The 25,458-nt window shown below is 69.4% G+C and carries 23 protein-coding genes and 1 pseudogene; 13 read left to right on the top strand and 11 right to left on the bottom strand.

Annotated features, from left to right (window positions below):
* Positions 1-55: 55 nt before the first annotated feature.
* The 7 genes from ACFVJ5_RS33230 to hisH all read left to right on the top strand — a co-directional run bounded on the left by ACFVJ5_RS33230 (position 56) and on the right by hisH (position 9,457).
* Complete coding sequence (locus ACFVJ5_RS33230) at positions 56-2,104, top strand: acyltransferase family protein (protein WP_379226319.1); 2,049 nt, start codon at positions 56-58, stop codon at positions 2,102-2,104.
* A gap of 67 nt (positions 2,105-2,171) precedes the next feature.
* Positions 2,172-3,914, top strand: coding sequence for a penicillin-binding transpeptidase domain-containing protein (locus ACFVJ5_RS33225; protein ID WP_379226317.1), 1,743 nt, complete (start codon positions 2,172-2,174; stop codon positions 3,912-3,914).
* 112 nt (positions 3,915-4,026) lie between these two features.
* The gene (locus ACFVJ5_RS33220) at positions 4,027-5,601 is read left to right on the top strand and encodes a protein kinase (protein ID WP_379226410.1); all 1,575 of its coding nucleotides are present in this window, start codon (positions 4,027-4,029) and stop codon (positions 5,599-5,601) included.
* 130 nt (positions 5,602-5,731) lie between these two features.
* On the top strand, positions 5,732-7,069 hold the full coding sequence (gene hisD, locus ACFVJ5_RS33215; RefSeq protein ID WP_379226315.1) for a histidinol dehydrogenase: 1,338 nt from the start codon (positions 5,732-5,734) through the stop codon (positions 7,067-7,069).
* Positions 7,066-8,193 carry a histidinol-phosphate transaminase gene (locus ACFVJ5_RS33210; RefSeq protein WP_379226313.1) on the top strand — a complete coding sequence of 376 codons (1,128 nt, stop codon included), beginning with the start codon at positions 7,066-7,068 and terminating at the stop codon, positions 8,191-8,193. Before hisD ends, ACFVJ5_RS33210 begins: the two co-directional genes overlap by 4 nt.
* Before the next feature lie 23 nt (positions 8,194-8,216).
* Positions 8,217-8,831 (top strand): imidazoleglycerol-phosphate dehydratase HisB, encoded by a 615-nt coding sequence (gene hisB / locus ACFVJ5_RS33205; RefSeq protein WP_056824871.1) that lies wholly within the window; start codon positions 8,217-8,219, stop codon positions 8,829-8,831.
* Entirely contained in the window at positions 8,828-9,457 is a 630-nt protein-coding gene (hisH, locus tag ACFVJ5_RS33200) for an imidazole glycerol phosphate synthase subunit HisH (RefSeq protein ID WP_379226311.1), read from the top strand. Before hisB ends, hisH begins: the two co-directional genes overlap by 4 nt.
* 39 nt (positions 9,458-9,496) lie before the next feature.
* Here the strand turns inward: hisH and ACFVJ5_RS33195 are convergent, their stop codons facing one another.
* The 3 genes from ACFVJ5_RS33195 to ACFVJ5_RS33185 are packed head-to-tail and all read right to left on the bottom strand — an operon-like array spanning position 9,497 to position 12,606.
* Positions 9,497-10,471 (bottom strand): alpha/beta fold hydrolase, encoded by a 975-nt coding sequence (locus ACFVJ5_RS33195; RefSeq protein ID WP_379226309.1) that lies wholly within the window; start codon positions 10,469-10,471, stop codon positions 9,497-9,499.
* 54 nt (positions 10,472-10,525) lie between these two features.
* A complete protein-coding gene (locus ACFVJ5_RS33190; RefSeq protein ID WP_379226307.1) occupies positions 10,526-11,317 on the bottom strand; it encodes a helix-turn-helix domain-containing protein in 792 nt (263 codons plus the stop codon).
* Between the two features lie 47 nt (positions 11,318-11,364).
* Positions 11,365-12,606, bottom strand: a complete 1,242-nt coding sequence (locus ACFVJ5_RS33185; RefSeq protein WP_379226305.1) for a DUF2786 domain-containing protein — start codon at positions 12,604-12,606, stop codon at positions 11,365-11,367.
* Positions 12,607-12,839: 233 nt separating this feature from the next.
* Between ACFVJ5_RS33185 and ACFVJ5_RS33180 the strand changes: the two genes are divergently transcribed.
* Positions 12,840-13,442: a maleylpyruvate isomerase family mycothiol-dependent enzyme gene (locus ACFVJ5_RS33180; RefSeq protein ID WP_379226303.1), complete on the top strand. Its 603-nt coding sequence runs from the start codon at positions 12,840-12,842 to the stop codon at positions 13,440-13,442.
* A gap of 36 nt (positions 13,443-13,478) precedes the next feature.
* On the opposite strand, the gene ACFVJ5_RS33175 is transcribed toward ACFVJ5_RS33180, so the two are convergent.
* A complete protein-coding gene (locus ACFVJ5_RS33175; RefSeq protein WP_379226301.1) occupies positions 13,479-14,384 on the bottom strand; it encodes an RNA polymerase sigma-70 factor in 906 nt (301 codons plus the stop codon).
* 167 nt (positions 14,385-14,551) lie between these two features.
* Between ACFVJ5_RS33175 and ACFVJ5_RS33170 the strand changes: the two are divergent.
* From ACFVJ5_RS33170 to ACFVJ5_RS33150, 5 genes and pseudogenes are all read left to right on the top strand, one after another.
* A pseudogene (locus ACFVJ5_RS33170) lies at positions 14,552-15,013 on the top strand (carboxymuconolactone decarboxylase family protein); the annotation flags it as partial.
* 127 nt (positions 15,014-15,140) lie between these two features.
* The gene (gene priA / locus ACFVJ5_RS33165; RefSeq protein ID WP_378637223.1) at positions 15,141-15,872 is read left to right on the top strand and encodes a bifunctional 1-(5-phosphoribosyl)-5-((5-phosphoribosylamino)methylideneamino)imidazole-4-carboxamide isomerase/phosphoribosylanthranilate isomerase PriA; all 732 of its coding nucleotides are present in this window, start codon (positions 15,141-15,143) and stop codon (positions 15,870-15,872) included.
* A gap of 8 nt (positions 15,873-15,880) precedes the next feature.
* On the top strand, positions 15,881-16,702 hold the full coding sequence (locus ACFVJ5_RS33160; RefSeq protein ID WP_379226299.1) for an inositol monophosphatase family protein: 822 nt from the start codon (positions 15,881-15,883) through the stop codon (positions 16,700-16,702).
* Between the two features lie 5 nt (positions 16,703-16,707).
* Positions 16,708-17,523, top strand: a complete 816-nt coding sequence (gene hisF / locus ACFVJ5_RS33155; RefSeq protein ID WP_379226297.1) for an imidazole glycerol phosphate synthase subunit HisF — start codon at positions 16,708-16,710, stop codon at positions 17,521-17,523.
* Positions 17,524-17,669: 146 nt separating this feature from the next.
* A complete protein-coding gene (locus ACFVJ5_RS33150) occupies positions 17,670-18,608 on the top strand; it encodes a TIGR03564 family F420-dependent LLM class oxidoreductase (RefSeq protein ID WP_379226295.1) in 939 nt (312 codons plus the stop codon).
* Positions 18,609-18,615: 7 nt separating this feature from the next.
* Here the strand turns inward: ACFVJ5_RS33150 and ACFVJ5_RS33145 are convergent, their stop codons facing one another.
* The 7 genes from ACFVJ5_RS33145 to ACFVJ5_RS33115 all read right to left on the bottom strand — a co-directional run bounded on the left by ACFVJ5_RS33145 (position 18,616) and on the right by ACFVJ5_RS33115 (position 25,406).
* Positions 18,616-19,773, bottom strand: coding sequence for an acyl-CoA dehydrogenase family protein (locus ACFVJ5_RS33145; protein WP_379226293.1), 1,158 nt, complete (start codon positions 19,771-19,773; stop codon positions 18,616-18,618).
* A gap of 84 nt (positions 19,774-19,857) precedes the next feature.
* Positions 19,858-20,604, bottom strand: coding sequence for a hypothetical protein (locus ACFVJ5_RS33140; protein WP_379226291.1), 747 nt, complete (start codon positions 20,602-20,604; stop codon positions 19,858-19,860).
* A gap of 76 nt (positions 20,605-20,680) precedes the next feature.
* Complete coding sequence (locus ACFVJ5_RS33135; protein ID WP_379226289.1) at positions 20,681-21,937, bottom strand: ABC transporter substrate-binding protein; 1,257 nt, start codon at positions 21,935-21,937, stop codon at positions 20,681-20,683.
* Positions 21,927-22,979 carry a branched-chain amino acid ABC transporter permease gene (locus ACFVJ5_RS33130; protein ID WP_379226287.1) on the bottom strand — a complete coding sequence of 351 codons (1,053 nt, stop codon included), beginning with the start codon at positions 22,977-22,979 and terminating at the stop codon, positions 21,927-21,929. Before ACFVJ5_RS33130 ends, ACFVJ5_RS33135 begins: the two co-directional genes overlap by 11 nt.
* Positions 22,976-23,854 carry a branched-chain amino acid ABC transporter permease gene (locus tag ACFVJ5_RS33125; RefSeq protein ID WP_379226285.1) on the bottom strand — a complete coding sequence of 293 codons (879 nt, stop codon included), beginning with the start codon at positions 23,852-23,854 and terminating at the stop codon, positions 22,976-22,978. Before ACFVJ5_RS33125 ends, ACFVJ5_RS33130 begins: the two co-directional genes overlap by 4 nt.
* A complete protein-coding gene (locus ACFVJ5_RS33120) occupies positions 23,851-24,576 on the bottom strand; it encodes an ABC transporter ATP-binding protein (RefSeq protein WP_379226283.1) in 726 nt (241 codons plus the stop codon). The genes ACFVJ5_RS33125 and ACFVJ5_RS33120 overlap by 4 nt, the downstream gene beginning before the upstream one ends.
* 71 nt (positions 24,577-24,647) lie before the next feature.
* Positions 24,648-25,406 (bottom strand): ABC transporter ATP-binding protein, encoded by a 759-nt coding sequence (locus ACFVJ5_RS33115; protein WP_379226281.1) that lies wholly within the window; start codon positions 25,404-25,406, stop codon positions 24,648-24,650.
* Between the last annotated feature and the right edge of the window lie 52 nt (positions 25,407-25,458).

Genomic DNA, 25,458 nt, shown 5'->3' with positions numbered 1-25,458 from the left:
TGGTTACTTGCCGGGAAACAATTCCTTTGTGGGGGCCGATTCTGTGGGGTCGTTGGTGCCGAATGTTCGGACCGCATCGCCGGGTGCGGCGGTCCGTGGCACCGTCGAACGCCGCCGGGATCTGGACGGGCTGCGCGGGGTAGCGATCGCGCTCGTGGTGGCGTTCCATGTGTGGGCGGGCCGCGTATCCGGCGGCGTCGATGTCTTTCTGGTGCTGTCGGGGTTCTTCTTCACCGGCGCCGTGGTGCGCGGGGTGGAGCGGCGCGGCGGGGTGTCCACCGTGGAGACCGCGCGACGCACCGCGCGCAGACTGATGCCGTCGTTGGTGGTGGTGTCAGCGGCGATTCTGCTCGCCACGGTGGTGTTGCGGCCGTATACCCAGCTGGGCGAAGCCGCCGCGCAGACGCTGGCGTCGATGTTCTACGGCCAGAACTGGTATCTGGCCACCGCCGAACTCGACTATCTCTCGCCCGATCCGTCGGTGAGCCCGCTCCAGCACCTGTGGTCGATGTCGGTGCAGGGGCAGTTCTACCTGGCGATCTTCGTATTATTGGCGGGGTGGGCCTGGTTACGCAGGCGCGGTTCGGCCGGGCGGCTCACCTTGCTGACTGTGCTGGCCGGGCTGGCGTCGCTGTCGTTCTGGTACGCGGCATCGGGCACCGCGCAGCACCAGGCCTGGACCTACTACGACAGCGTCGCGCGCGGCTGGGAGCTGCTGGCCGGTGCGATGCTGGCCGTCGCGGCGCCCTGGCTGCGGATACCGGACCGGCTGCGTGGGCTCGCGGCCGCCCTCGGTCTGGCCATGGTGCTGTCGTGTGGGCCGCTGTTCGACGGCGCGAATCAGTTCCCCGGTGTCGCGGCGCTCTGGCCGGTGGCGGCCGCCTGCCTGGTGATCGCCTCCGGATTCGGCGTGGCCGCGCGGTCGTGGCCGAACCGCCTGCTGGGCGGACGGTTCTGCACCGAGCTCGGCGCGCTGGCCTACCCGCTGTACCTGTGGCACTGGCCGATCCTGATCTTCTACCTCGGCGAGACCGGGCGGGCGAATGCCGGAGTCGCCGACGGTGTGGTGGTGATCGGCGCCTCGCTGGTCCTGGCCTACGCGACCACCCGTCTGATCGAGACGCCGCTGCGGATGCCACCGCGCGGCCAGGAGGTCGAGAACCGCAGGCTGACCGGCGCCCTGGTCACCGCCACGGCGGTCGCGGTATTGATCGCCTCGCTGGGGTGGCAGGTGGTGCTGGTGGCCAACCCGGCGGTGCCGCCGCAGGCGCTGGACACCCACCGCTATCCGGGCGCCGCCGCTCTGCTCTCCGGCGCCGAGTACTCACCGGAACCCATGCGGCCCACCGTCTTCGAAGGACAGGCCGACACCCCGCCGCCGACCACCGACGGCTGCATCACCCCCAACCGGGAAGTCCGCGTCTGTACCTACGGCGACCCCACCGCCGCCCGCTCGATCGCGCTGGTCGGTGGGTCGCACTCCGAGCACTGGCTGCCCGCGCTGGAACCGCTCGCCCTCGAACACGGGTTCCGGGTGGTCTCCTACCTCAAGGAAGGCTGTCCGGTCGTCCTCGCCGATCAGCCGTCCTACGCCGAGTGGCCCTTCCCCGAATGTCACGAATGGTCGGTCGAGGTGCTCGACCGGCTGGCCGCCGACCCCCCGAACTGGGTGCTGACCCTGTCCACCCGCTACCGCCAGAACGGCGCGGGCGACGAGGTGCCCAACGAATACCTCGAAGTCTGGACGGCGTTGCAGGACCGCGGCCTCAATGTGCTCGCCCTGCGTGACACGCCACGGTTACGCCGCGACGGTGTCCTCTACCGCGCCACCGATTGCCTCGCCCACCGTGGCGACCCCGACAGCTGCGGGCTCGATCGCGCCGACGTGCTCGACCCGCACGATCCCGCCCAGGAACCGGCGGCCGGCTACCCGAACGTCCATCCGCTGGACCTGTCCGATGCCGTCTGCCGACCGCAGCGCTGCCGGGTGGTCGAGGGCAATGTGCTCATCTATCGCGACGAGCACCACCTGACCGCCAGCTACGCTCGCTCGCTCGCCCCCGAACTCGGCCGCCAGATCGGGGCGATCACCGGTTGGTGGTAGCCGCCGGGCTCGTCACAGCAGAAACGACAACCCCACCGGCACCACGGATCGAGCTAGTCTCGGACTCGTGCGCACACCACGGAAGGCATCGGTCCTGCTCGTCGCGCTCGCTGCGCTGCCCCTGGCTTGTTCCTCCGGACCCGACCAACCCCAGACTGTCGCCGAGTCCTTTGCCGCCGCTCTCACCAGCGGAGACGCGTCCGCCGCCGCCGCACTCACCGACGCGCCGGAGCAGGCCCTCCCGGTCCTGACCGCGCTGTTCGACAACCTCGGCAAGAACGACACGGTTCGGGTCTCGTCCACCGACGACAAGTCCTTCACGCTGGAATCCACCTGGAAATTCGGCCCCGACGGCCGCAACGCGTGGACCTACTCGAGCGCCGGGACCACCACCGGCGACGACGAGTGGAAGATCGCCTGGCAGCCGACGACCGTCGCGCCCGGCCTCGACCTCGGCGCGCTCAGCTACAGCCCGGTCGCGGCGAAACCGGCGCGCGTCCTCGACGCCTCCGGCGGTGACCTGATGACCCAGCAGGTGGTGACGCTGGTCAACGTCGCACCCGACGCCGACCTGCCCGCCGTCGCCGCGCTGCTCGCGCCGCAGGGCGTCACCGAGGCCACGCTGCGGACGGATCTCCCTGCGGCACAGGGTAAACCGATCACCGCCGTGGCGCTGCGCGATGCCGACATCGCGCCGGTGCAGCAGGCGCTGACGGGCGTGCGCGGGGTGACGCTCGCGCCACAGACCCGGTTGCTCACCGTCGACAAGACCCTCGCCGGACCCACCATCGGGGGATTGGCCGAGATCTGGCAGGAACAGGCCGACACCGCCGCGGGCTGGGCGATCCGCGCGCAGACCGCCGAAGGCACCCAGCGCATCGCCGGACCCGACGCGAAGCCCACCGCCGACATCGCCAGCACCCTCGACATCGATCTACAGCACGCCGCCGAGGACGCGCTCACCCCGATCGCCACTCCGGCCGCCATCGTCGCGCTGCGCCCCTCGACCGGGGAGGTGCTCGCCGTGGCCCAGAACGCGCCCGCCGACGCGCAGGGCCCGATCGCGCTCACCGGGCTCTACCCGCCGGGCTCCACGTTCAAGACCGTCACGGTCTCGGCGGCGCTGCAAGCGGGCGGGGTCACACCCGACACCGTGCTGCCGTGCCCCGGCCGCGCCACCATCGAGGGCCGCACGATTCCCAACGACAACGGCTTCGACCTGGGTATGGTGCCCCTGCACACCGCGTTCGCACGCTCGTGCAACACCACGATGGCCGAGCTGGGAGTGAAATTGCCTGCCGACGGACTCACCGCGGCGGCCCAACAGCTGGGTCTCGGGGTGGACTATGTGACACCCGGCTTGACGACTGTCACAGGGAAAGTTCCACCCGCCGAAAGTCCGGCGCAACGGGTGGAATCGAGCATCGGACAGGGCACGGTGACGGCTTCGCCGTTCGGAATGGCGCTCGTCGCGGCCTCCCTCGCGCACGGTTCCGCGCCGGCTCCGAGCATCATCCGGGGCCGTCCCGGCACCCCCGATCGGCCTTCGGCGCCGGTGCCCGCGACGGTGACATCGCAGCTAGAGACCATGATGGGGGAGACGGTTAGTGCGGGTACGGCCACCGCCCTGCGTGACATCCCCGGCTTGCTCGGCAAGACCGGTACCGCCGAGTACCTCGACGACACCCATGCCCACGGCTGGTTCGTCGGCATCGACGGTGACCGGGCGTTCGCGGTGTTCGTCGCGGACGCCGGAAGCTCCGGACCGGCGGTCGAGGCAGCGGGACGGATGCTACGTGTGACACCATGAGTCGTCTTTCCCCCCGCAGGCGAGCAATCCCCCCGCTGCCGCACGCGGTCATCACCCAGCCAGCTACACTCGGCGGCGGACCATACCCATGGTCAATACGCGGGATGTCACAATTTCGAGAAGGTTCGGAGTAGGCGCCATCGATACCGGTCAGAAGATCGCGGAGCATTACCGCCTGGTCGAGCGTATTGGTAGCGGCGGCACAGGCGTTGTATGGCGTGCTGTCGACGAACGCCTCCAACGCTCCGTGGCAGTGAAGCAGATCCACATCAAACCCAGCTTGCCCGAGGGCGAGCGGGATGTGTTGCGCCAGCGCGCGATTCGGGAAGCCCGCAACGCGGCTCGCTTCCAGCATCCCAATGCCATCGTGGTATTCGACATCACCGAGCACAACGGTGATCCGTGCCTGGTGATGGAGTACCTCAAGTCGGTCAGCCTCGCAGGGGAGCTGGGTCAGAAGGGCCCGCTGCCGCTGCTCGAGGTCGCCCGCATCGGTGAGAAGGTGGCTTCCTCCCTGATCGCCGCCCACCAGGCGGGCTTGGTGCACCGCGACGTGAAACCGGGCAATATCCTGCTCGGCGACCACGGTGAGGTGAAGATCACCGACTTCGGCATCTCCCGCGCGGCCGGCGACGTGACGCTCACCGAGACCGGCCTGATCTGCGGTACCGCCGCCTATCTGGCACCCGAGGTCGCGCGCGGTTCCGATCCGACCCCCGCCGCCGACGTATTCGCCCTCGGCGCAACGCTTTTCCACGCGCTGGAAGGCGAACCGCCCTACGGCGCCAACGCCAACCCGCTCGCGGTGCTCTACGCCGCCGCCAACGGGCAGGTGCGCGAGCCCCACAACGCGGGCCCGGCCACCGACTTCCTGCTCGACCTGCTCAGCCCGGACCCCCTCGACCGTCCGACGATGACCGAGGCCCGCGACGCGCTGGCCGCGTTCGCCGAGGACGAGAACGCGGTCCCCGCCGGATTCGTGCCTGCCAGCGAGGCTTTCAATCGTCGCAACTCCGCGGCGACCACCCAGGTGATCCGGCAGTCCGGTCGCCGGGCCTCCCATGCGGGCGCGTCCACGGCCACGACCCGCCAGATCCGCTCGAACCCGCGTCCGCAGGTCCGTCAGGACACCGCGGCGCACCCGCAGACCCAGGCCCATCCCATGCCCGCCCCGCGCAAGCAGGCAGGCAAGGGGCGCGCGGTGCTGATCGGGTCCGCGGTGGGTGCGGTGGTCGCGGCGGTCGCCGTCGCGTTCAGTGCGTTGAACAGCTCGGATTCGGATTCGCCGCAGGTGCAGGCCGGTCCGCAGACCTCGGTGCAGTCCTCCGCGGCGCCGAAGCCCAGCGCGGCGGTTCCGCCGCTCGGGCAGGCCAGCAACGTCGGCACCGTCGATATCGGGTCGGCGGGTTTGCTGGTCGAGAACTTCTTCAGCAACCCGGCCGGTTCGTGGTCGCTGCTGACCCCCGCCGCACAGCAGGTCTACGGCAGCGAGTCCGCGTTCCGTGAGTACTGGAACGCCCGCACTGTCGACACCTTCGCCAGTATCACCGCGGTCAGCGGCAACAACGCCGACGGCTCCACGAATATGCGCCTGGCCAGCATCACCATCGACGGCTCGACCAAGGCCATGGTCATGCGCGTGGTGAGCTCCGGCGGCAGTCTGCGCATCGACGGAGACACCCGCTAGCTGGTGTCCGCGACGGATCCGCCGGTCGGGTCCGTCGCGTCGGCGGGATGTGGGTGGAAAAGCGATGGCGGGCGACCATTAGGCTGGTACCTGACCTGAGCCCCACCACAGAACAGGACCGTACCCCGATATGACTCCCCGCATCGAGCTCGCCCGCGTCGATCTGCGCGGTCGTACTCCTTCCGCTGCCGAGCTGCGCACCGCGCTGCCGCGCGGAGGGGTCGACGTGGACTCGGTGCTGCATCATGTGCGGCCGGTCGTCGAGGACATTCGTGACCGGGGCGCCGAGGCGGCGCTGGACTACAGCGAGAAGTTCGACGGCGTGCGGCCCGCCGTGGTGCGGGTACCGGTCGGCGAGCTGACCAAGGCTCTCGCCGAGCTGGACCCGGCGGTGCGCGCCGCGCTCGAGGTGGCGATCGAGCGGACCAGGAAGGTGCACGCCGATCAGCGGCGCACCGACACGGTGACCGAGGTCGTGCCCGGTGGCACCGTCACCGAGAAGTGGCTGCCGGTGGAGCGGGTCGGGCTGTACGTGCCCGGCGGCAATGCCGTGTACCCGTCGTCGGTCGTGATGAACGTGGTGCCCGCGCAGGCCGCCGGTGTCGAGTCGCTGGTGGTGGCCTCGCCGCCGCAGGCGCAGTTCGGTGGGCTGCCGCACCCGACGATCATGGCGGCCGCCGCGCTGCTCGGCGTCGACGAGGTGTGGGCGGTCGGGGGCGCGCAGGCGGTGGCGTTGCTGTCCTACGGCGGTGTCGATACCGACGGTGGGGCGCTCGAGCCGGTCGACCTGATCACCGGGCCCGGCAATATCTACGTCACCGCGGCCAAACGGCTGTGCCGTGGGCTGGTCGGCATCGATGCCGAGGCGGGCCCGACCGAGATCGCGGTGCTGGCGGACGCCACGGCCGATCCGGTGCACGTGGCCGCCGACCTGATCAGCCAGGCCGAGCACGATGTGCTCGCCGCCAGTGTGCTGGTCACCGATTCGGTGGCGCTGGCCGACGCGGTCGACGCCGCGCTGAACGCTCAGCTCGCCGTGGTCAAGCACCACGATCGGGTGCGGGAAGCGTTGAGCGGCAAGCAGTCCGGCATCGTGCTCGTCGACGACATCGCGCAGGGTCTGCGTGTGGTCGACGCCTATGCCGCCGAGCACCTCGAGATCCAGACCGTCGACGCGGCCGCTGTCGCCGCGCGGGTGCGCAGTGCCGGTGCGATCTTCGTCGGCCCGTGGGCGCCGGTCAGCCTGGGCGACTACTGCGCGGGTTCGAACCACGTGCTGCCGACCGCGGGTTGCGCGCGGCACTCCTCGGGACTGAGCGTGCAGACGTTCCTGCGTGGCATCCACATCGTGGAGTACACCGAGGCGGCGTTGAAGGATGTCGCCGGACACGTTGTCGCCCTGGCCAACGCGGAGGATCTGCCCGCGCACGGCCAGGCCGTGCAGGCGCGTTTCGAGGCACTCTCGTGAGCACTCCCACCGTGCCCGGCGCCTCGGCGACCCTGGACCAGCTACCGCTGCGCGACAACCTGCGGGGCAAGTCTCCTTATGGCGCACCGCAATTGACGGTGCCGGTGCAGCTCAATACCAACGAGAACCCGCACCCGCCCAGCAAGGCGCTGATCGACGATGTCGCCGAGTCGGTGCGCGCGGCCGCGGCCGATCTGCACCGGTACCCGGATCGCGACGCTGTCGCGCTGCGCCACGACCTGGCCGAGTATCTGACCCGTCAGACCGGCGTCGCGGTCGACACCGCGAATGTGTGGGCGGCCAACGGCTCCAACGAGATCCTGCAGCAGCTGTTGCAGGCGTTCGGCGGACCGGGCCGCAGCGCACTGGGTTTCGTGCCCTCGTACTCGATGCACCCGATCATCTCGGAGGGCATCGACACCGAGTGGGTCGAGGCCAAGCGCAGCGGTGACTTCTCGCTCGACATCGACTACGCGGTGGCCCAGATCGTCGAGCGCCGCCCCGACGTCGTGTTCGTGACGAGCCCGAACAACCCGACCGGGCACAGCATCCCGATCGACGAGCTCGAGCGTATCCTCGAGGCCGCGCCCGGCATCGTCGTGGTGGACGAGGCGTACGGCGAGTTCTCCGCGGCACCCAGCGCGATCACGTTGATCGACCGGTTCCCGACCAAACTCGTGGTCACCCGCACCATGAGCAAGGCGTTCGCCTTCGCGGGTGGGCGCCTGGGCTACCTGGCCGCCTCGCCGGCGGTGATCGACGCGATTCTGCTGGTGCGCTTGCCGTATCACCTGTCGGTGGTCACCCAGGCCGCCGCGCGCGCGGCATTGCGTCACGCTGACGAAACCCTGGGCAGCGTCGCGGAACTGGCGGCCCAGCGTGATCGGGTCGCCGCCGCACTGGCCGCGCTCGGATTCGACGTGATTCCCAGCGACGCCAACTTCGTGCTGTTCGGCCGGTTCACCGATGCGGGCGCCGCGTGGCAGCACTACCTCGACGCGGGCGTGCTGATCCGCGATGTCGGCATTCCCGGGTACCTGCGCGCCACCATCGGCCTCGCCGCCGAGAACGACGAATTCCTGCGCGTGAGCCGCGAAATCGCGGGCACCGACCTTACTCACTGAATCCACCTGTGGAGGAACACATCATGAGCAGAACAGCGCGGGTGGAACGCGTCACCAAAGAGTCCTCGATTCTGGTGGAGCTGAACCTCGACGGCACCGGGCAGACCGAGATCTCCACCGGGGTGCCGTTCTACGACCACATGCTGACCGCGCTCGGCGCGCACGCCGGGTTCGACCTGGTCGTGCGGGCCGAGGGCGACATCGAGATCGAAGCGCACCACACGGTCGAGGACACCGCGATCGTGCTCGGGCAGGCGCTCGGGCAGGCGCTGGGCGACAAGAAGGGGATCCGCCGCTTCGGCGACGCGTTCATCCCGATGGACGAAACCCTCGCGCACGCCGCCGTCGACGTGTCCGGCCGGCCGTACTGCGTGTTCACCGGCGAGCCGGAACACCTCGTGCACACCATCATCCCGAGCGCGGGCCCCGGCGCTTCGTACTCGACGGTGCTCAACAAGCACGTCTTCGAGTCGATCGCGCAGAACGCCCGCATCGCGCTGCACGTGCGGGTGCTCTACGGCCGCGACCAGCACCACATCACCGAGGCCGAATTCAAGGCTGTCGCACGGGCTCTGCGTGCCGCCGTGGAAATCGACCCCCGGGTCAGCGGCGTGCCGTCGACGAAGGGTGTGCTGTGAAATCCGTTGTGCTGCTGGACTACGGCTCCGGCAATCTGCACTCCGCCGAACGCGCGCTGGTACGTGCCGGTGCACAGGTGGAAGTCACGGCCGACCCCACCGCCGCCTTGGCCGCCGACGGCCTCGTCGTCCCGGGCGTCGGCGCGTACGCGGCCTGTATGGCCGGGCTGCTGTCGGTGCGCGGTGATCGCATGATCGGCCAGCGCCTCGCCGGTGGACGTCCCGTGCTCGGCATCTGCGTCGGCATGCAGATCATGTTCGACCGCGGCGTCGAGTTCGGTGTCGAGACCGAAGGCTGCGGCGAATGGCCGGGCACCGTCGCGGGACTGGACGCTCCCGTCCTTCCGCACATGGGCTGGAACACGGTCAAAGCACCCGCCGACAGCACCCTGTTCGCCGGCATGGACGCCGACACCCGCTTCTACTTCGTCCACTCCTACGCGGCCCAGCAGTGGGAACTTCCCGACAACGAGCACATCGCACCCCCGAAGCTCACCTGGGCCGAACACGGCGTCCCCTTCCTGGCCGCCGTCGAGAACGGACCGCTCTCGGCCACCCAGTTCCACCCGGAGAAGTCCGGCGACGCGGGCGCGCAGCTGCTGCGCAACTGGATCGGCTCGCTGTAGTCCGGCCACCTCGGCTGACTGTCGTGCGCGCGATCGTGGTCAGGCGCGGTGTCGTTCCCGCTCGGTTCCGGCGTGCACCGGCTCGCCCGACAGGAACGCGCGGACCGGTGTCGCGCAGCGGACCGCGTCGTCGAACCACGGGCCGTGACCGCCGGGGACGACGACGAGTCGCGCGCGGGGGATCTTCCTCAGCGATGGTCGAGCCTGGTCAGGGGAGCTGAAAACGTCGCGCTCGCCCCAGACGAACAGCAGCGGCGTGGTGATCCGAGCCAGTTCGTCATCGGTCAGGACGTTGTCGGGGCGCGCGATGCGTCCCCGCATCAGGCGACACAGCAGCGCGCGGTAGGACGCGGCCTGGCCGGGCAGGCGCAGCGGTAGTCGGTGCAGATCGAGCATGTCGTCGGACATGGCACGAGACGCTGTCGCCCCGAGCGCCTCGGTGAGGGCGAAGCGGGCGACGAACCGCGGGGACGGCAGTCGCATCAGCCTTTCGTCGATAGGGCCGCGGAGCGGGGAGGTCAGTGACTCCATCTCGGCGATGCCGCGCATGCCGGGGAAGGCGGTGGCGGGGGTGGCGACAATCGCTGCTCGCGTGAGCCGTTTCGGCGCGTCCAGCGTGGCCCAGAGGGTGAACAAGCCGCCGAGGGAGCTGCCGACGAACGCGGCCTGATCCACGCCGAGCGCATCCAGTGTTCCGGTGAGCACACCCGTGGCCAGCTCGCGGACGGTACTTCCCTGCCAGGTGAAAGGGGGTGCGAGACTGTGGCCCGGCAGGTCGATGAGGATGTGTCGGAAGCCGGGCAGGTGGGCGATCAGCGGTGCCATACCCATGGCGGGTGCCGAGATGCCGTTGATGTGAACGACCGGTTCGCCGGATCCGGCGGTCAGGACGCGGACCTGTACCGAGGGGTCGCGCAGCGTGAACAGGTGCTCGCTGATCGTGAGTCCGTAGGCGTCGGCGACGCGCTGTTCGGCGGCGCGGATCCGGCGTTGCAGACCTCGGGAATTGCTCATGCACTCACTGTGGGGTGCGGCAGGGTGCGCTGTCTTGAACGAATGTTCCGGCGGTCAGGGCGCCGTGAGCGCACCCGGTGTGACGCCTGCGAAGGCCGACACGTCGCGGTGCAGGTGTGATTGATCCGAGTAGCCGCATGCCACAGCGGTATTCGCGGGCGAGTGGCCGGTCGTCAGCAGGTCGAACGCGTGCCGGAACCGGGTGAGCATCGCGGCGCGTTTCGGTGTCACGCCGACCTGGGCGGTGAACCTCGACCACAGGCGTTTGCGGCTCCAGCCGGTGAGCTCGGTCAGCTCCCGTACCCGCACGCCGCCGTTGCCGGCGACGATGCGGTCCCACGCTGCGGCGACCTCCGGGTCGGCCGTCCTGGTCGATTCACGCAGGGTGAGAAACCGCGACGTCAGTGCGAATCTTTCTGCCCACGTTGCTGTTTCGGCCAGCTGTTCGCGCAGCAATGGCGCCGCCGGACCCCAGAGGTCGTCGAGGCCGATCATCGTGCCGGTCAGGGCGGCCGGCGCGACACCGAGCAGGCGGTAGGCGGCGATCGGCGACATTCGCACCTCGACACATTCGACACGTGCTGCGTGAACACGGCGAACACCCGGGTCGAGCCCGGCGACCAGGCCGTCGAACGTGGACTGGTGGTCGGGGCCTTCGACAATCAGCCGACAGTCTCCGAACTGGATCACCACAGTGACTTCCGGTCGAGGGAAGATCCGCATATCGCACCCCGCGGACACCCGATCGCGGAATCCTTCCATCGTGACATCGGTGGATGCCGCTCCGGTCGACCGCGCCAACTCCCAGCCGTCGTCCAGCTCGTGTTCGGACATGATGGGCCGCACACATCGAGCGTACGGACGACGCGACAATCGTGGGGCCTGTCGGGTGATCAGGGGTTGTCGAAGTGGGCTCGGTCGGCGGCTTCGGTGCCCGCGGTCCAGCCTTCGGCGCTGCGGATGGTGATGCCTCGGGTGCGGGCGGTGGGGAAGTAGGTGGCGAAGGCTCTGTCCACGCGTTGTTGGTGGGTGGCCAGGGCGGGGAGGAGGTGGGTGGGGTCGGGGGAGTCGGCGATGGTTGCTTCGGCGGCCTCGGCGAGGCGTTCGCCGACTCTTGTGGCATAGGCGGTGAGGTAGGCCTTGCGGTAGTGGCGGGAGCGGGATTCCTCGGTGGTGGCGTTGTCGATCATGGTGCGGGTGGCTTGGACGAGCAGGGAGGTGGACAGGATCTCCACGGCGTCGAGGTCGGGGTCGTCGCCGACGATCGTGACGAAACCCCAGTCGGCGACGAAGATCGCGCGGCAGCGGTTGGCTCGGGTGACCATGTCGACGAGCAGGGCTTTGGCGTCGGTGTAGGGGGTTTCCAGCCAGACGCGGCGGGCGGCGGGGAGGTCGGGGTCGGTGCGCTGGGTGCCGAGCAGGGCGCGGTCGATCGCGTATTTGGTCATGAGTTCTTGCGCCTTGGCGGACAGGGTTTCCGCTTCCTCGGCGAAGGACGTCGATTCGGCCTTGGCGAGGAGACCGCGCACTCGGCCGAGGGTCTTCTCGTCGACATGGTGGTGGGTGGCGGTCGGCCGGTGGGTGCCGGGGAGCGCGACGATCTGCTCGAGTTTCGGGAGTTCGACGAGCAGGGCGAGGGCGGTCAGGGCTGAGGTGAGGGCCTCGTCGCGGGTGAGGAGCGCGCGGTCGGCCCACTGATCGAGGTGGGGGCGCTCGGATGTCCACCAGACCGTGGCGCCCAGCTCGTCCAGTTGCGACTGCCAGATCTCGTCGACGGACTCGGCGGGAAAACCGGACCGGTGCTCGGCCATCAGATCGGTCAGGTAGCTCACCGCGAACTCGTCCACCCGCCTGCGCGCGGCCTCGTGAACATCGCGGGGCATCCAGCCGAACTCGAAGGCGCGGCCGATGATTCGCTGAGCGGCGAGCTGAACTCCGGCGGCCGATTCGGCGCCCGCGACTTGTTCGACGAATCGACCGATCGCGTTCTTGTCGCCCTGGGCGGCGAGGAAGGCCACGGTCGCGATCGCGTCGGCCACCTGCGACCGGTCGCCCGACAGCGCGGCATCGATCGGAAGTCCGGGAGCGGCGGCCGGTTTACGGCCTGTCCGCCGCCGACGATTCTGCTTGGCCAAGGGGTTGCGCCGATCCTGTTCGTGGAGGTGCTACCCGCAACGGGGGTAGGCGGTGTTCGCGGCGTCCATTGTCGCGCATCGGTCCCGCGCGGCCGCGTGGTCATCGGGCCTGGTCGAACTGACGAGCCAGGTCAGTTACTTCTCTGACGATCGTGCGTTCGTAATCGCCACTGTCCCAAGGGAACTGCGCGAAGAGGGTTTCGGAAGGCGGTCGGTGAGCCTAGGCTGGCGGGATGAGTTATCGGGGGATGGTGCTCGACGAACGAGCCGAACTGGTCGAACTGCTGCGGGGGTTGAGCGAGCAGGAATGGGAGACGCCGTCGTTGTGCGCGGGATGGCGGGTTCGTGACGTCGTCGGGCACCTGTTGCAGGACACCCTCAGCCCGCTGGGTTACGCGGCGGTCGTGGTGAAGAGCCGGGGCTCGGTCGACCGCACCAACAACGCGCTCGCGCAGTCGTTCTCGGGGCTGACGACCGCGCAGATGGTGGACAAGCTCGACACCGAGTCGGGGCGCCTGTCGAAGTACTCACCGCGGCTCATGCTCTCCGACCTCGTCGTCCACCACCAGGACATCCGCCGTCCCCTCGGCCGCCCGCGCACGATCCCCGCCGACCGTCTCATCGCGGTCCTGAACTACCCCGACCCCTTCGCCTTCCCGGCCAGGTATGCCAAGGGTCTGCGTTTCGTCGCCACCGACGTCGACTGGTCCTCCGGCGACGGCCCGGAAGTGCGCGGCCCCGGCGAGGCCATCGCCCTGGCCGTGGTCGGCCGCACGGCCGCACTCGACGACCTCACCGGTGGCGGACTCCCCGAACTCCGCCGCCGCCTCGGCTGACTACCACGCGCCTGCCGGCGGCGAAGGCCGACCAGGTCAGCGTCGCAGCGTGGTCGCTGTACCGGTCCGCGACAGTTTGTCGGGGTTGCGGACGGAGTAGAGGCCGGTGATGAGGCCGTCGTCGACGCGCACCGCGAAGACTGTGTCGATGACGCCGTCGAGGCGCAGGATCAGGGCCGGGTGGCCGTTGAGCTGTGCCGATTCGACAGTCATCGCCGCGCCGATCCTCGGCACACTGGCGGTGAGCAAGGCGGCGACCAGGTCGGCCCCCACGATGGGCGACAGCGCGGCCTGCTTGATTCCGCCGCCGTCGCCGAGGAACACGACATCCGGTGCGAGCAGGTCGAGCAGGTTCTGGAGATCGCCGGTCTCGATCGCCCGCTGGAACGCCGCGAGCGCATCGCGGGATTCGCTCGCCGACACGATGCCGCGCGGTCGGCGGGCAGCGACATGGGCGCGCGCCCGGTACGCCAGCTGGCGGACGGCGGCCGGGCTCTTGTCGACGGCCTCGGCGATCTCGTCGTAGTCCAGATCGAACACTTCACGCAGCACGAACACCGCCCTTTCGATCGGCGTCAGAGTCTCGAGGACGAGCAGCATCGCCATCGAGACGCTCTCGGCCAACTCGACGTCCTCGGCCACGTCAGGCGTGGTCAGCAGCGGTTCGGGTAGCCAGGGGCCGACATAGGACTCCCGGCGCCGACCCAGCGTGCGCAACCGGTCGAGGGACCGGCGGGTCGTGATCCTGACCAGATACGCGCGCTGGTCGCGCACCGCGTCGAGGTCGACGCCCACCCACCGCAACCACGTCTCCTGCAGCACGTCCTCGGCGTCGGCGGCCGAACCGAGCATCTCGTAGGCGACCGTGAACAGCAGATTGCGATGGGCGACGAACACCTCCGTCGCCGGGTCCTTCGCTGTGCCCTCGGACTGCGGCGCCATGGGGTAACTCCTTCTCCACTGGGATGTGTCGCACACCAGACGCCGGCCGACGCCGTCGCGTAACACCGATCCGCAGTGGCGTGCATCACGTCGACGAGCTGTTACGGAGCTCCGGTCGCCGCCGTCTCATGGTCGTTCGATTCGGCACCAGCAGTGAGGAACACATCATGGAACCCCGATTCAACCTTTTCGACACCGAGGTCGGCGCCAAGTTCGGCAAGCGATTCGGCAACGCCAGCCTGGCACTGATCCAGTCGACCCTGCCGAAAGCCACCCAGGACCTGGTGATGCTGCGCGTCAGCCAGATCAACGGCTGTGGCTACTGCACCGACGCGCACAGCAAGGATCTCGCCCACTCCGGGCAGTCCGCGACGCGGATCAATCTCGTTGCCGCATGGCGTGAGTCGACCGTGTTCACCGACGCGGAACGGGCCGCGCTGGCACTGGCCGAGGAAGGCACCCGCGTCGCCGACGCCGTGCAGGGCGTGTCCGACGAGACCTGGGCCCAGGTGCGCAAGCACTACGACGACGAGCAGCTCGCCGCGTTGGTCGCCGTGGTGGCCCAGATCAACGCCGCCAACCGGCTCGGTGTCATCCTGCGCCAGCAGGGCGGTGCCTACGAGCCCGGCCCGGGTCGTCGGATCCGGGCCGACCCGTTCGACGCGCCGAGCGTCTGTGCGCGGGGTTCGCGTGACACGGGCCTCACCGTCGCGGACCGTTGCGGGAACGGCGACACAGACCTACTAGTCTGAATGCGTGAGTCTTGTGCTGTTGCCCGCTGTCGATGTCGCCAATGGTGAGGCCGTGCGCCTTGTGCAAGGGGAGGCCGGTAGCGAAACGAGCTATGGGTCGCCTCGGGACGCGGCGTTGGCGTGGCAGCAAGCGGGAGCCGAGTGGGTGCATCTGGTCGATCTCGACGCGGCCTTCGGCAAGGGGAGCAATCGCGAACTGATCGCCCAGGTCGTCGGCGAACTCGACGTGAAGGTCGAGCTGTCCGGTGGTATCCGCGACGACGATTCGCTGAAAGCGGCGCTGGCGACCGGGTGCGCGCGGGTGAACATCGGCACCGCGGCGATCGAGAATCCGCAGTGGTGCGCGCGAGTGCTCGGCGAGTACGGCGACCGGATCGCGGTGGGGCTCGACGTCAAGCAGATCGACGGGCAGTGGCGGCTGCGCGGTCGCGGCTGGGTGACCGACGGCGGCGACCTGTGGGAGGTACTCGAACGCCTCGAGCGTGACGGTTGCGCGCGCTATGTGGTCACCGACGTCTCCAAGGACGGCACGCTGACCGGCCCCAACCTCGAGCTGCTGAGCGAGGTCGCCAACGCCGCCGAGGCACCGGTGGTCGCCTCCGGCGGCATCTCGGTGCTCGACGACCTCGTCGCCATCGCCGGCCTGGCCGACGACGGTGTGGAGGGCGCGATCATCGGCAAGGCGTTGTACGCGGGCCGCTTCACGCTGCCCGAAGCTCTGGCCGCGGTGCGCTGACACCGCCGATGACCGCCGCGCCGAGCACTGCCGAACTGACCGACCTGCTGACCGTCGCCACCCAGATCCTGGACGGCGTGGTCCCGCGTTTCGTCGAGGGACTCGGCGCGCCGAGCGCGGTGACCAAGGGCCGCAACGACTTCGCCACCGAACTCGATCTCGAGCTGGAACGCACCATCTCCGCCGAACTGCAGCAACGGACCGGCATCGCGGTGCACGGCGAGGAATTCGGCGGACCGGCGCTCACCTCGGGCACGGCCTGGGTGCTCGATCCGATCGACGGCACCTTCAACTACTCCTCGGGCCACCCGATGTCGGGCACCCTGCTGGCGCTGGTGCACGAGGGCGAGCCGGTGATCGGCCTGACCTGGCTGCCCATGCTGGGTCGCCGCTACGCCGCGGTGACCGGTGGACCGCTGTACCTCGACGGTGTGGCACTGCCACCGCTGGAACCGGGCAAGCTCGCCAACTCCATGATCGGATTCGGCGCCTTCAACCTCGACTCGGCGGGCCGCATCCCCGGCCAGTTCCGATTCGATCTCCTCGGTGCGCTGAGCCGGTTGTCCTCGCGGGTGCGTATGCACGGCGCGACCGGCATCGACCTGGCGTTCACCGCGTCGGGGGTGCTCGGCGGCGCGGTCGTGTTCGGGCATCATCCGTGGGACAACGCGGCCGGGGTCGCGCTGGTGCGCGCCGCGGGTGGCGTGGTCACCGACCTGGCGGGCGCGCCGTGGACGATCACCTCCGGTTCGGTGCTGGCCGCCGCACCGGGCGTGCACGCGGAACTGCTGGAAATGATTTGCACCGTCAGCGAAGAAGAACGAGGGTGAACCCCATGACACCGCGCACCGACGAACGACCGGGTACCACGGCGCCGAGCACCTTGGCGGTCCGCGTGATCCCGTGCCTGGACGTCGACGCGGGTCGCGTGGTCAAGGGCGTCAACTTCCAGAACCTGCGCGACGCGGGCGATCCGGTGGAACTGGCCGCGACCTACGACGCTCAGGGCGCCGACGAACTGACCTTCCTCGACGTCACCGCCTCCACCGGCGACCGCGGCACCATGCTCGACGTGGTGACCCGCACCGCCGAACAGATCTTCATCCCGCTCACCGTCGGCGGTGGCGTACGCACGGTCGAGGATGTCGACCGGCTGCTGCGCGCGGGCGCGGACAAAGTGTCGGTGAACACCGCCGCCATCGCGCGCCCCGAGGTGCTGTTCGAGATGTCGCAACGCTTCGGCGCCCAGTGCATCGTGCTCTCGGTCGACGCGCGCACCGTGCTCGACGGTCAGCCCGACACCCCGTCCGGCTGGGAGGTCACCACCCACGGCGGCAAGCGCGGCACCGGCATCGACGCCGTCGAATGGGCCATCCGCGGCGCCGAACTCGGTGTGGGCGAGATCCTGCTGAACTCGATGGACGCCGACGGCACCAAGGCCGGCTTCGACCTGCCGATGATCGCCGCGGTGCGCGCCGCGGTGCGGGTACCGGTGATCGCCAGCGGCGGCGCGGGCGCGGTCGAACACTTCCCGCCCGCTGTCCACGCCGGCGCCGACGCGGTCCTCGCCGCGAGCGTCTTCCACTTCGGTGACCTCACCATCGGCCAGGTGAAGGACGCGATGCGCACGGACGGCATCACCGTCCGCTGACGCGCATTCAGGTCGTGACTCCGGCCGAATTCGCCTGACGCCGAGAACCTTCGGTGGCTGCGCACGGCGATCCATCCGTGCGCAGACGATGGAATCACTGTGCGTGGATTGCGATGACTGGTGTTGTCGCCGAGGTTGTTGCGGGGATGAGCATCGGAATCGCGTTGTCCCCGTTCGTTCTCGACAACTCCGCCAACGCCGTGGACGCGGCCGTCGATCTGGGCGGAGTTGCCGCCGAGGTCGGGCTGAGCTCGGTGTGGTTGGGGCAGACCTTCAGTAGTGACGCGATCGTGTTGGCGGCGTTGATCGGTCGGGCGGTGCCCGGGATCGAAGTGGGGACCTCGGTCGTTCCGGTGCCGGGCAGGCATCCGCTGCTGGTGGCCGGTCAGGCGCAGACCGCGCAGGCGGCGACCGGTGGACGGTTCGTGCTCGGGTTGGGGCTCGGCGCTCGGTCGCTGTCCGATCGCGCATTCGGTGGGCCGTTCGACCGCCCTGGCCTCCGGTTGCGTGAATTCCTCACGGCGCTGCGATCGATTCTCGACACCGGTGAGGTCGACTTCCGCGGTGAGACAGTGACCGCCGCCAGTCCGATGCCCACGGCGGTGGCGGGTGCCGACCCGACGGTGCCGGTGCTGGTCGCGGCCATGGGGCCGCAGGCGCTGCGGGCCACCGGCGAACTGGCCGACGGCACGTTGCCGTTCCTGGTCGGTCCCGAGGCGCTGGCCGAACACATCGTCGCGCCGTTGACCGCCGCCGCGGCGGCCGCGGGCAGGCCGCACCCCCGCATCGTGGCGATGGTGCCCGGCGTCGTGACCGCCGGCGTCGCGGCGGCCCGGCGCATCGCCGAGGCGAAAACCGCCTTCTACGACACGATTCCGTCGTATCAGCGCGTGGTCGCGCTCTCGGGCGCTCAGCGGGCCGCCGAACTCGTGGTGATCGGCGACGAGGAGACGGTCGCCGCCCGCGTGGCCGACTACTTCGCCGCGGGCGCCACCGATGTGGTGTTCTCCCAGACCGACCTCACCACGCCCGAGGACCAGCAGCGCACCTGGCGGCTGCTCGGTGAGCTCAATCGCGCCCGCTGATCCGGCGTCACAACCCCATCTCGGCGGCGATGATCGTGCGCAGGACTTCGCTGGTGCCGCCCACGATGCGATCGATGCGGTGGTCGGCGTAGAGGCGGGCGATGGGGGAGTCCGCGAGATAGCCGACCCCGCCGTGCAATTGGAGGCAGCGGTCGATCACCCGGCCCGCCGACTCGGTGCAGAACAGCTTCGCCGAGGCCGCGTCGGCGGGGGTCAGGTCGCCGCGGTCGTGGGCGGCGAGCGCGCGGTCGACCACCGCCTCGATGGCGTCGACCTCGGCGCGGCAGGCGGCCAGCTCGAACCTGGTGTTCTGGAAGCTCGCCACCGAGTGGGTGAACGCGGTGCGCTCGGCGGTGAAGCGGTGCGCGAAACGCACCGCGGCCCTGGCCTGCGCGTGGGCGCCGACGGCGATGGTGAGCCGTTCCCGTGGCAGCTGTGCGGCGAGATGATCGTCGCCGCGGTGCGCGGCACCGAGCCGATCGGTCACCGGCACCCGCACATCGGTGAAGGTGAGTTGAACTGTGTCGGCGACCTTTCGGCCCAGAGTGTCGAGGGCGCGCCCGACGCGATAGCCGGGGGCGGCGCTGTCGACGACCAACAGGGACAGGCCGTAGGTGGGGTCGTCGGCGCTCGGGGGCGCGGTGCGCGCGCACACGATGACGCGGTCGGCGTGCACCCCCCCGGTGACATAGGTCTTCGAACCGTTGAGCAGGTATTCGCCGCCGTCCAGCGACAGGGGCGCGGTGGTACGCATACCCGACGGCTCCGTGCCGGTGCCCGGTTCGGCGACCGCGAGCGCGAACATCGTTTCGCCGGTGACGAATCCGGGCAGCCAGCGCTGCCGCTGTTCGGCGCTCGCCAGGTCGTTGATCAGGGGCAGACAGCGCGACACATGAGCGCTGGAGCCGCCGAAGGACACCGCGGCGCGGGCGATCTCCTCGGCGAGCACCGCCCGGTACCGGAACGAGTCCAGTCCGGATCCGCCGTGTTCGACGGGCACTTCCAGGCCGAGGATCCCGAGTTCGCCCAGCCGGTAATAGAATTCGCGCGGCACCAGTCCGTCGTCATACCACTTGCCGAAACTCGGCACGACCTCGGCATCGATGAACGCACGCATCTTCGCGCGGAAGGCGCGGTGCTCGGCATCGAAAACTGTTCTGCGCATGGGGATTCCTTACCGGCCGGAAACGGCCACGAGCCGGCCCGCCCGACGCGGTGATCGGGCGGGCCGGCGAGACGGCGGTGCGTACTATTTCGGCGGTGTGGGGACCGCCGGGTCCTTGCAGTAGGCGCCGAGCTCGGCCGGGCACGGCGCGAGAATGGTCGAGAAGTACTGGTAGGCCGAGAACAGCGCCAGCGGACCGCCGACGGTGACCAGGCCGATCATCGTGCCGACCGCACCGAGCGTGGCCGCGCCGAGCACGCAACCGGCCACGGTGGCGCCGACCCACGGCACCAGCAGCACGATCACCGGGCTGGCGATGGTCGCGCCCGCGGCGCCGCCGACCAGGCAACCGATGCCGCCGCCGACCACCGCGCCGACGATGGCCGCCACGGCGCCACCGACGCCGAGGCGCTGGCTGAGGACGCCGAGCGCGGCCTGATCACGCGGAGTGAAGGACTCGGCGATCTGCTGGGCGGCCACGTCCTGGGTGATCAGGTTCGTCGCCGGGACCACCGGAGCGCCGCCCTCCTTGGACGGGGTCAGGGTCGCGGTGCCGCCGTCGATGGTGGCGGCGATCGGAAACACCTTGTCGTCCATGCGGTAGGTCAGCGGCAGTGCGGCCACCGGGGTGTCGGCGCCGGTGGTGAGCACCAGCTGGCCGTCGACGACCTGCAGTTTGCCGTCGGTGGACAGCACCGCGGAGTCGCCCTGCCTGCTCACCTCGTAGCGCACCTCGGTCTGCGGTGCCGGATCGGCGTTGCCGGTCCCGGTACTGACGCACAGGGCCAGGGCGGTCATCGCCGCCGTGGCCAGAGTGGTGGACAACTTCATTGTCGGATCCTCATCATTCGGGTATTTCGGAAATGCCGCGCACGCTGGGCCGCGCTGCGCAACGTCGAGGGGGCGACTACTTGCCGGTGGTGTCGATCAGGCCGCCGTCGGTGAGCGACCAGTGCTCGCCGACGAAGGTCTGGATGCCGACCGCCTCGAGCGGATAGCCGTCGTCCGCACCGGTTTTCATCGCGATGCCCGGCAGCATCAGGTCGGCGGCGACGTTGTCCAGCGAGCGCATCGCGTCGCGCAGGCCCTCGCGGGTCGGGCACTTCGCCGCTTCCATGGTCTTGCGGAAGCTCTCGGCCATCGTCCATCCGGCCATCGCGTGCTGGTTCTCGGGATCGGCGCCGGGCGCGTATTGCGCCAGCTTGGATCGGTAGGTCCGCATGCCCGCGTCCGTGGCCCAGCGCGGGTCGGCGGCGTCCTTGAGGAACGCCGCGGTCACCGTGCCCTGGACGTTGGGCAGCCCGACCGGGCGCAGGGTGGCCATGGTGTTGGAGACCACGGCGAGCACGTGCAACGGATTCCAGTCGGCGTTGCGCACGTCCGCGGCCAGCGCCTGCGAGGCGAACTTCGGAGTCGAGAAGTTCAGCAGCACATCGGCCTTGGAGTTGGCCAGGTTGCGCACCTGGGCATCGACGGTGGGGTCGGTGACCTCGAAGCTCTGCTCGGCGATCACCTTCACCCCGCTGCCCGCGACGCCCTCGGTGAACGCTGCCAGGAGGTCCTTGCCGAAATCGTCGTTCTGGTAGAGCACCGCCACGGTGGCGTTCGGCCGCTGCGCTTTCACGTACTGCGCGTAGGCCAGACCCTCGGTGCGGTAACTGGGCTGCCAGCCGATGGTCCACGGGTGGTCGGTGCCGGAACCGAATTTGTTCGCCCCGGTGGCCACGAAGACCTGGGGCACCTTGCGCTGGTTGAGGTAGTCGGCCACCGCCGAAGAGGTGGCGGTGCCCAGGGTTTGGAAGACCGCGAACACCTGGTCCTGTTCGACCAGTCGACGGGTCTCCTCGACCGTCTTGGGGGGCTGGTAGCCGTCGTCGCGGACGATGTACTCGACTCTGCGTCCGTCGATGCCGCCCTGCTCGGCGTTGATGTAGTCGAAGTAGGCCCTGATGCCCTTGGGTACCTCGCTGTAGGCCGAGGCCGGGCCCGACAGCGGGTACGCCCCGCCGAGTTTGATCGTGCTGTCGGTGATGCCGGTGGTCTGCTGACCCTGGCAGTCGCCGAGCCCGACGGTGCCGGTCTCCTCGCCACGACCGCCACACGCGGTGAGCGTCGCGAGCAGCGCGGCCGTCACACCGATGGAGCGGATTGCCCTAGTGCGCATGAGTTCTCCCTTTCCGGACACGATGTCCGAGCCATTGCGTCCACTGGGTGGCCAGGCCGGCCAAACCCTTCGGCGCGAGGTACATGACCGCGATGATCAGCAGTCCGAAGATGACGCCGGGCGCGGCCTGATTGACGTCCTGGGCGAAACTGGGCACGAACATCACGAACAGTCCGCCCAGCAGCGGGCCCCAGGTGGTGCCGAGCCCGCCCACGACCAGCCCGGCCAGCAGGGTGATCGACAGTGTCAGCGCGAAGGAGTCGGGCGAGACGAACGCGATCACCCAGGTGTAGACACAGCCGGCCACACCGGCCAGTAGCGCGCTCCAGGCGAAGGCGAGGGTCTTGTAGTGCGCCAGATTCACCCCGAGCACCTCGGCGGCGATCTCGTTGTCGCGCACCGCGTGCAGCGCGCGGCCGACTCGCGAGCGCAGCATCCCGGCGACCAGCACGAAGCTCAGCACGGTGGTGGCTAGCGCCAGGAAGTACAGCCACTGGTCCTCGGCGAGGCCGGTCCACGCGGGCGGCACCGGCTTGTCGACGACGAGTCCCATCGAGCCGCCGGTGAGGCTGTCGAACCGCTTGAGCAGGGGGACCAGGAAGATCGCGATGGCCAGGGTGACCAGCGCCAGGTACAGCCCGCGCAGTCGCAGCGCCGGGACGCCGAGTGCGAAACCGAGGACGAAGGTGATGACGGCGGCGATCGGGATGGTCGCGAAATACGGTATGTCCCAGCGTTCCATCGCGATCGCGGCGGTGTAGGCGCCGACCGCGAAGAACGCACCGTGGCCCAATGAGATCTGGCCGGTGTGACCGACCAGCAGGTTCAGTCCGAGCAGGGTGACCGCGTAGATCATCGCCATGGCCAGCTGGAAGGTGTGGAACGGCACCAGCTGGAACGGGGCCGCGCAGGCGAGCAGCAGTAGCGCTGCCGTCGCGAGCAGTGGCCACCGGATGGCACCGATACGAGTTGGGACGGAATTCTTCTGTGCGGCAACCGGTGTCGTGGTCACTGGCTTGTCGGAGAGTTTCACTTCGCTCATACTCTTTCCACCGCCGCGTGTCCGAACAGACCTTGCGGGCGCAGCAACAGCACGCCCAGGATGATCACCAGCGGCACACCGATCTTGAGTTCGGTGCCGATCGCGTCGACGTAAGCGCCGGTGAGGGTTTCGGCGACGCCGACGATCAGACCGCCCGCCACCGCGCCGCCGGGGGAGTCGAACCCGCCCAGCGTGGCCGCCGCGAAGGCGTAGATGAGGACCCCGCCCATCATGTTGGGTTCGAGGAACAGCAGTGGCGCCGACAGCACGCCCGATACCGAGCCGACCAGCGCGGCCAGACCCCAGCCGAGGGCGAGCACGGTGCCGACCCGGATCCCGACTAGTCGGGCCGACTGCGGATTACACGCCACCGCCCGCATCGCGAGCCCGATCCTGGTGTAGCGGAACAGCAGATACAGCAGCGTCATCACCACGGCCACCACGGCGAGAATGCCGAGGCTGCCGTAGCCGACGCTGATCCCGCCACCGCGCAACGCGCCGTCGGGAAAGGGATTGGGGAACGACTTCACCTGGTACGACCAGATCCAGCCCGCGGCGGCGTTGACGGTGAAGAACAAGCCGACGGTGACGATCACCAGGGTGATCTCGGGCGCACCCTCGACCGGCCGGATCACCACCCGTTCGATCACCGCGCCCGCGGCGAGCGAGATCGCCAGGGTGAGGATCAGCGCCGCCCAGAACGGCATGGTCTGGCTCAACTGCCAGGCCAGGAACGCCGAGAACATGGCCAGCTCACCCTGGGCGAAGTTGACGATCCCGGTGAACCGGTAGATCAGCACCAGCGCCAGCGCCAGGCCCGCGTAGATCGCGCCCGCCGAGAGTCCCTCGACGAGTTGCTGGACGAATTCGGTCACGGGGCCACCTTGTATCCCAGGTAGGAGCGGATAACCTGCTCGTCGGCCCTGATCCGATCCGCAGTGCCCGACAACACGACTCGGCCGGTCTCGAGCACATGCGCCTGATGCGCGACGCCGAGGGCGAGGTGGGCGTTCTGTTCGACGACTATCACGGTGGTGCGTTCCTCTTCGTTGATGGTGTGCACGATCCCGAACAGCTCCTGGGTCACCAGCGGTGAGAGACCGAGCGAGGGTTCGTCCAGCAGCAACAGCCGCGGACGCAGCATCAGCGCTCGGCCGATGGCCAGCATCTGCTGCTGTCCGCCGGACAGGCCGCCCGCCGCGTCGCGCCGCTTGTCGCGCAGGATCGGGAAGTAGTCGTAGACCCGGCGCAGGTCGGCTTCGACGCCGGCGCGGTCGCGTCGGGGGTAGGCGCCCAGGCGCAGGTTCTCCTCGACGGTGAGCGGGGCGAAGGTGCCGCGGCCCTCCGGAACATGGGCGACGCCGCGGCGCGCCATGGATTCCGGCGCGCGACCGGACACCTCGTCGCCGTCGAGCAGCAGGCTGCCGCGAACCTTGACCATGCCGCACAGGGCGCGCAACAAGGTGGTCTTGCCCGCACCGTTGGGACCGAGGATCGCGCACACGGTGCCCTGCTCGACCGAAAAACTCACCCCGTGCAGGACTTTCGCCGCACCGTATCCGGCGTGCAGGTCGGTGACCGTCAAGAATTCGCTCATGCTGTTTTCCTCGGGCATGCTCGGGCGGCCTGCGTGGTTACGCTCCGCTTCCGCCTCCGGCCGCTGACCGCTCATGCCGAAGCTCCGAGGTAGGCGCGGATGACGGCGGGGTTGCGCTGCACCGCTTCGGGTTCGCCTTCGGCGATCACCTGGCCGAACTCGAGGCAGATCACCCGATCGCAGGTGCCCATCACGAAACCCATGTGGTGTTCGACCACGATCACGGTCAGTGCGAGGTCGGCTTGCAGCGCGCGCAGCCGGTCGGCGAATTCGTCGACCTCACCGTGGCTCAGACCGTTCACCGGTTCGTCGAGCAGCAGCAGTTGTGGGCGCACCGCGAGCGCCCTGGCCAGTTCGATGCGCTTGAGGGTGCCGAAAGGCAGGCCCGCGGCCACATGGTCGGCGACCGCGGTCAGCTCGAGGCGCTCGAGCAGCTCGTCGGCTTCGGCGCGCAGCAGCTTTTCCTCCCGGCGGACCTTCGGCAACCGCAGTCCCGCCGACACGAAGCCCGCGCAGGCCCGGTGATGGGCGCCGACGAGGATGTTGTCGCGCACCGAAAGGCGGGGGAACAGGCCGAGGTTCTGGAAAGTGCGGGCGATGCCGAGCCCGGCGAGAGCGTCGGGACGCACTGTCGACAGATCGGTATCGCGGTAGCGCAGGGTGCCCGACGTCGGCCGATTGCGCCGCGTCAGGCAATTGAACAGGGTGGTCTTGCCCGCGCCGTTGGGTCCGATCAGGCCGACCATGTCGCCGGGGGCGACCGTGAACCCGACGTCCTGCAGGGCGGTGATACCGCCGAAGCGCACCGTCAGGTTGGTTATCTCGAGCATGCGGAGAACACTAAGATCGCAGGTCGGAGCCCACATCGGACGTTAGGGACCA

The sequence above is a fragment of the Nocardia sp. NPDC127606 genome (assembly GCF_042671725.1).
In the GTDB taxonomy this organism is placed as follows: Bacteria; Actinomycetota; Actinomycetes; order Mycobacteriales; family Mycobacteriaceae; genus Nocardia.
Note: the sequence above shows the minus strand (reverse complement) of the source record. Positions and strands in the feature narration are given on the sequence as shown.

Excerpts from the sequence above, each read along its gene's own strand:
- ACFVJ5_RS33150 (WP_379226295.1), top strand. The coding sequence starts at position 17,670 with ATGAGCATCGGAATCGCGTTGTCCCCGTTCGTTCTCGACAACTCCGCC.
- ACFVJ5_RS33135 (WP_379226289.1), bottom strand. The coding sequence starts at position 21,937 with ATGCGCACTAGGGCAATCCGCTCCATCGGTGTGACGGCCGCGCTGCTC.
- ACFVJ5_RS33175 (WP_379226301.1), bottom strand. The coding sequence starts at position 14,384 with ATGGCGCCGCAGTCCGAGGGCACAGCGAAGGACCCGGCGACGGAGGTG.
- ACFVJ5_RS33180 (WP_379226303.1), top strand. The coding sequence starts at position 12,840 with ATGAGTTATCGGGGGATGGTGCTCGACGAACGAGCCGAACTGGTCGAA.
- hisF (WP_379226297.1), top strand. The coding sequence starts at position 16,708 with ATGACACCGCGCACCGACGAACGACCGGGTACCACGGCGCCGAGCACC.
- ACFVJ5_RS33120 (WP_379226283.1), bottom strand. The coding sequence starts at position 24,576 with ATGAGCGAATTCTTGACGGTCACCGACCTGCACGCCGGATACGGTGCG.
- ACFVJ5_RS33145 (WP_379226293.1), bottom strand. The coding sequence starts at position 19,773 with ATGCGCAGAACAGTTTTCGATGCCGAGCACCGCGCCTTCCGCGCGAAG.
- ACFVJ5_RS33115 (WP_379226281.1), bottom strand. The coding sequence starts at position 25,406 with ATGCTCGAGATAACCAACCTGACGGTGCGCTTCGGCGGTATCACCGCC.
- hisD (WP_379226315.1), top strand. The coding sequence starts at position 5,732 with ATGACTCCCCGCATCGAGCTCGCCCGCGTCGATCTGCGCGGTCGTACT.
- ACFVJ5_RS33140 (WP_379226291.1), bottom strand. The coding sequence starts at position 20,604 with ATGAAGTTGTCCACCACTCTGGCCACGGCGGCGATGACCGCCCTGGCC.
- ACFVJ5_RS33130 (WP_379226287.1), bottom strand. The coding sequence starts at position 22,979 with ATGAGCGAAGTGAAACTCTCCGACAAGCCAGTGACCACGACACCGGTT.
- ACFVJ5_RS33160 (WP_379226299.1), top strand. The coding sequence starts at position 15,881 with ATGACCGCCGCGCCGAGCACTGCCGAACTGACCGACCTGCTGACCGTC.
- hisB (WP_056824871.1), top strand. The coding sequence starts at position 8,217 with ATGAGCAGAACAGCGCGGGTGGAACGCGTCACCAAAGAGTCCTCGATT.
- ACFVJ5_RS33195 (WP_379226309.1), bottom strand. The coding sequence starts at position 10,471 with ATGAGCAATTCCCGAGGTCTGCAACGCCGGATCCGCGCCGCCGAACAG.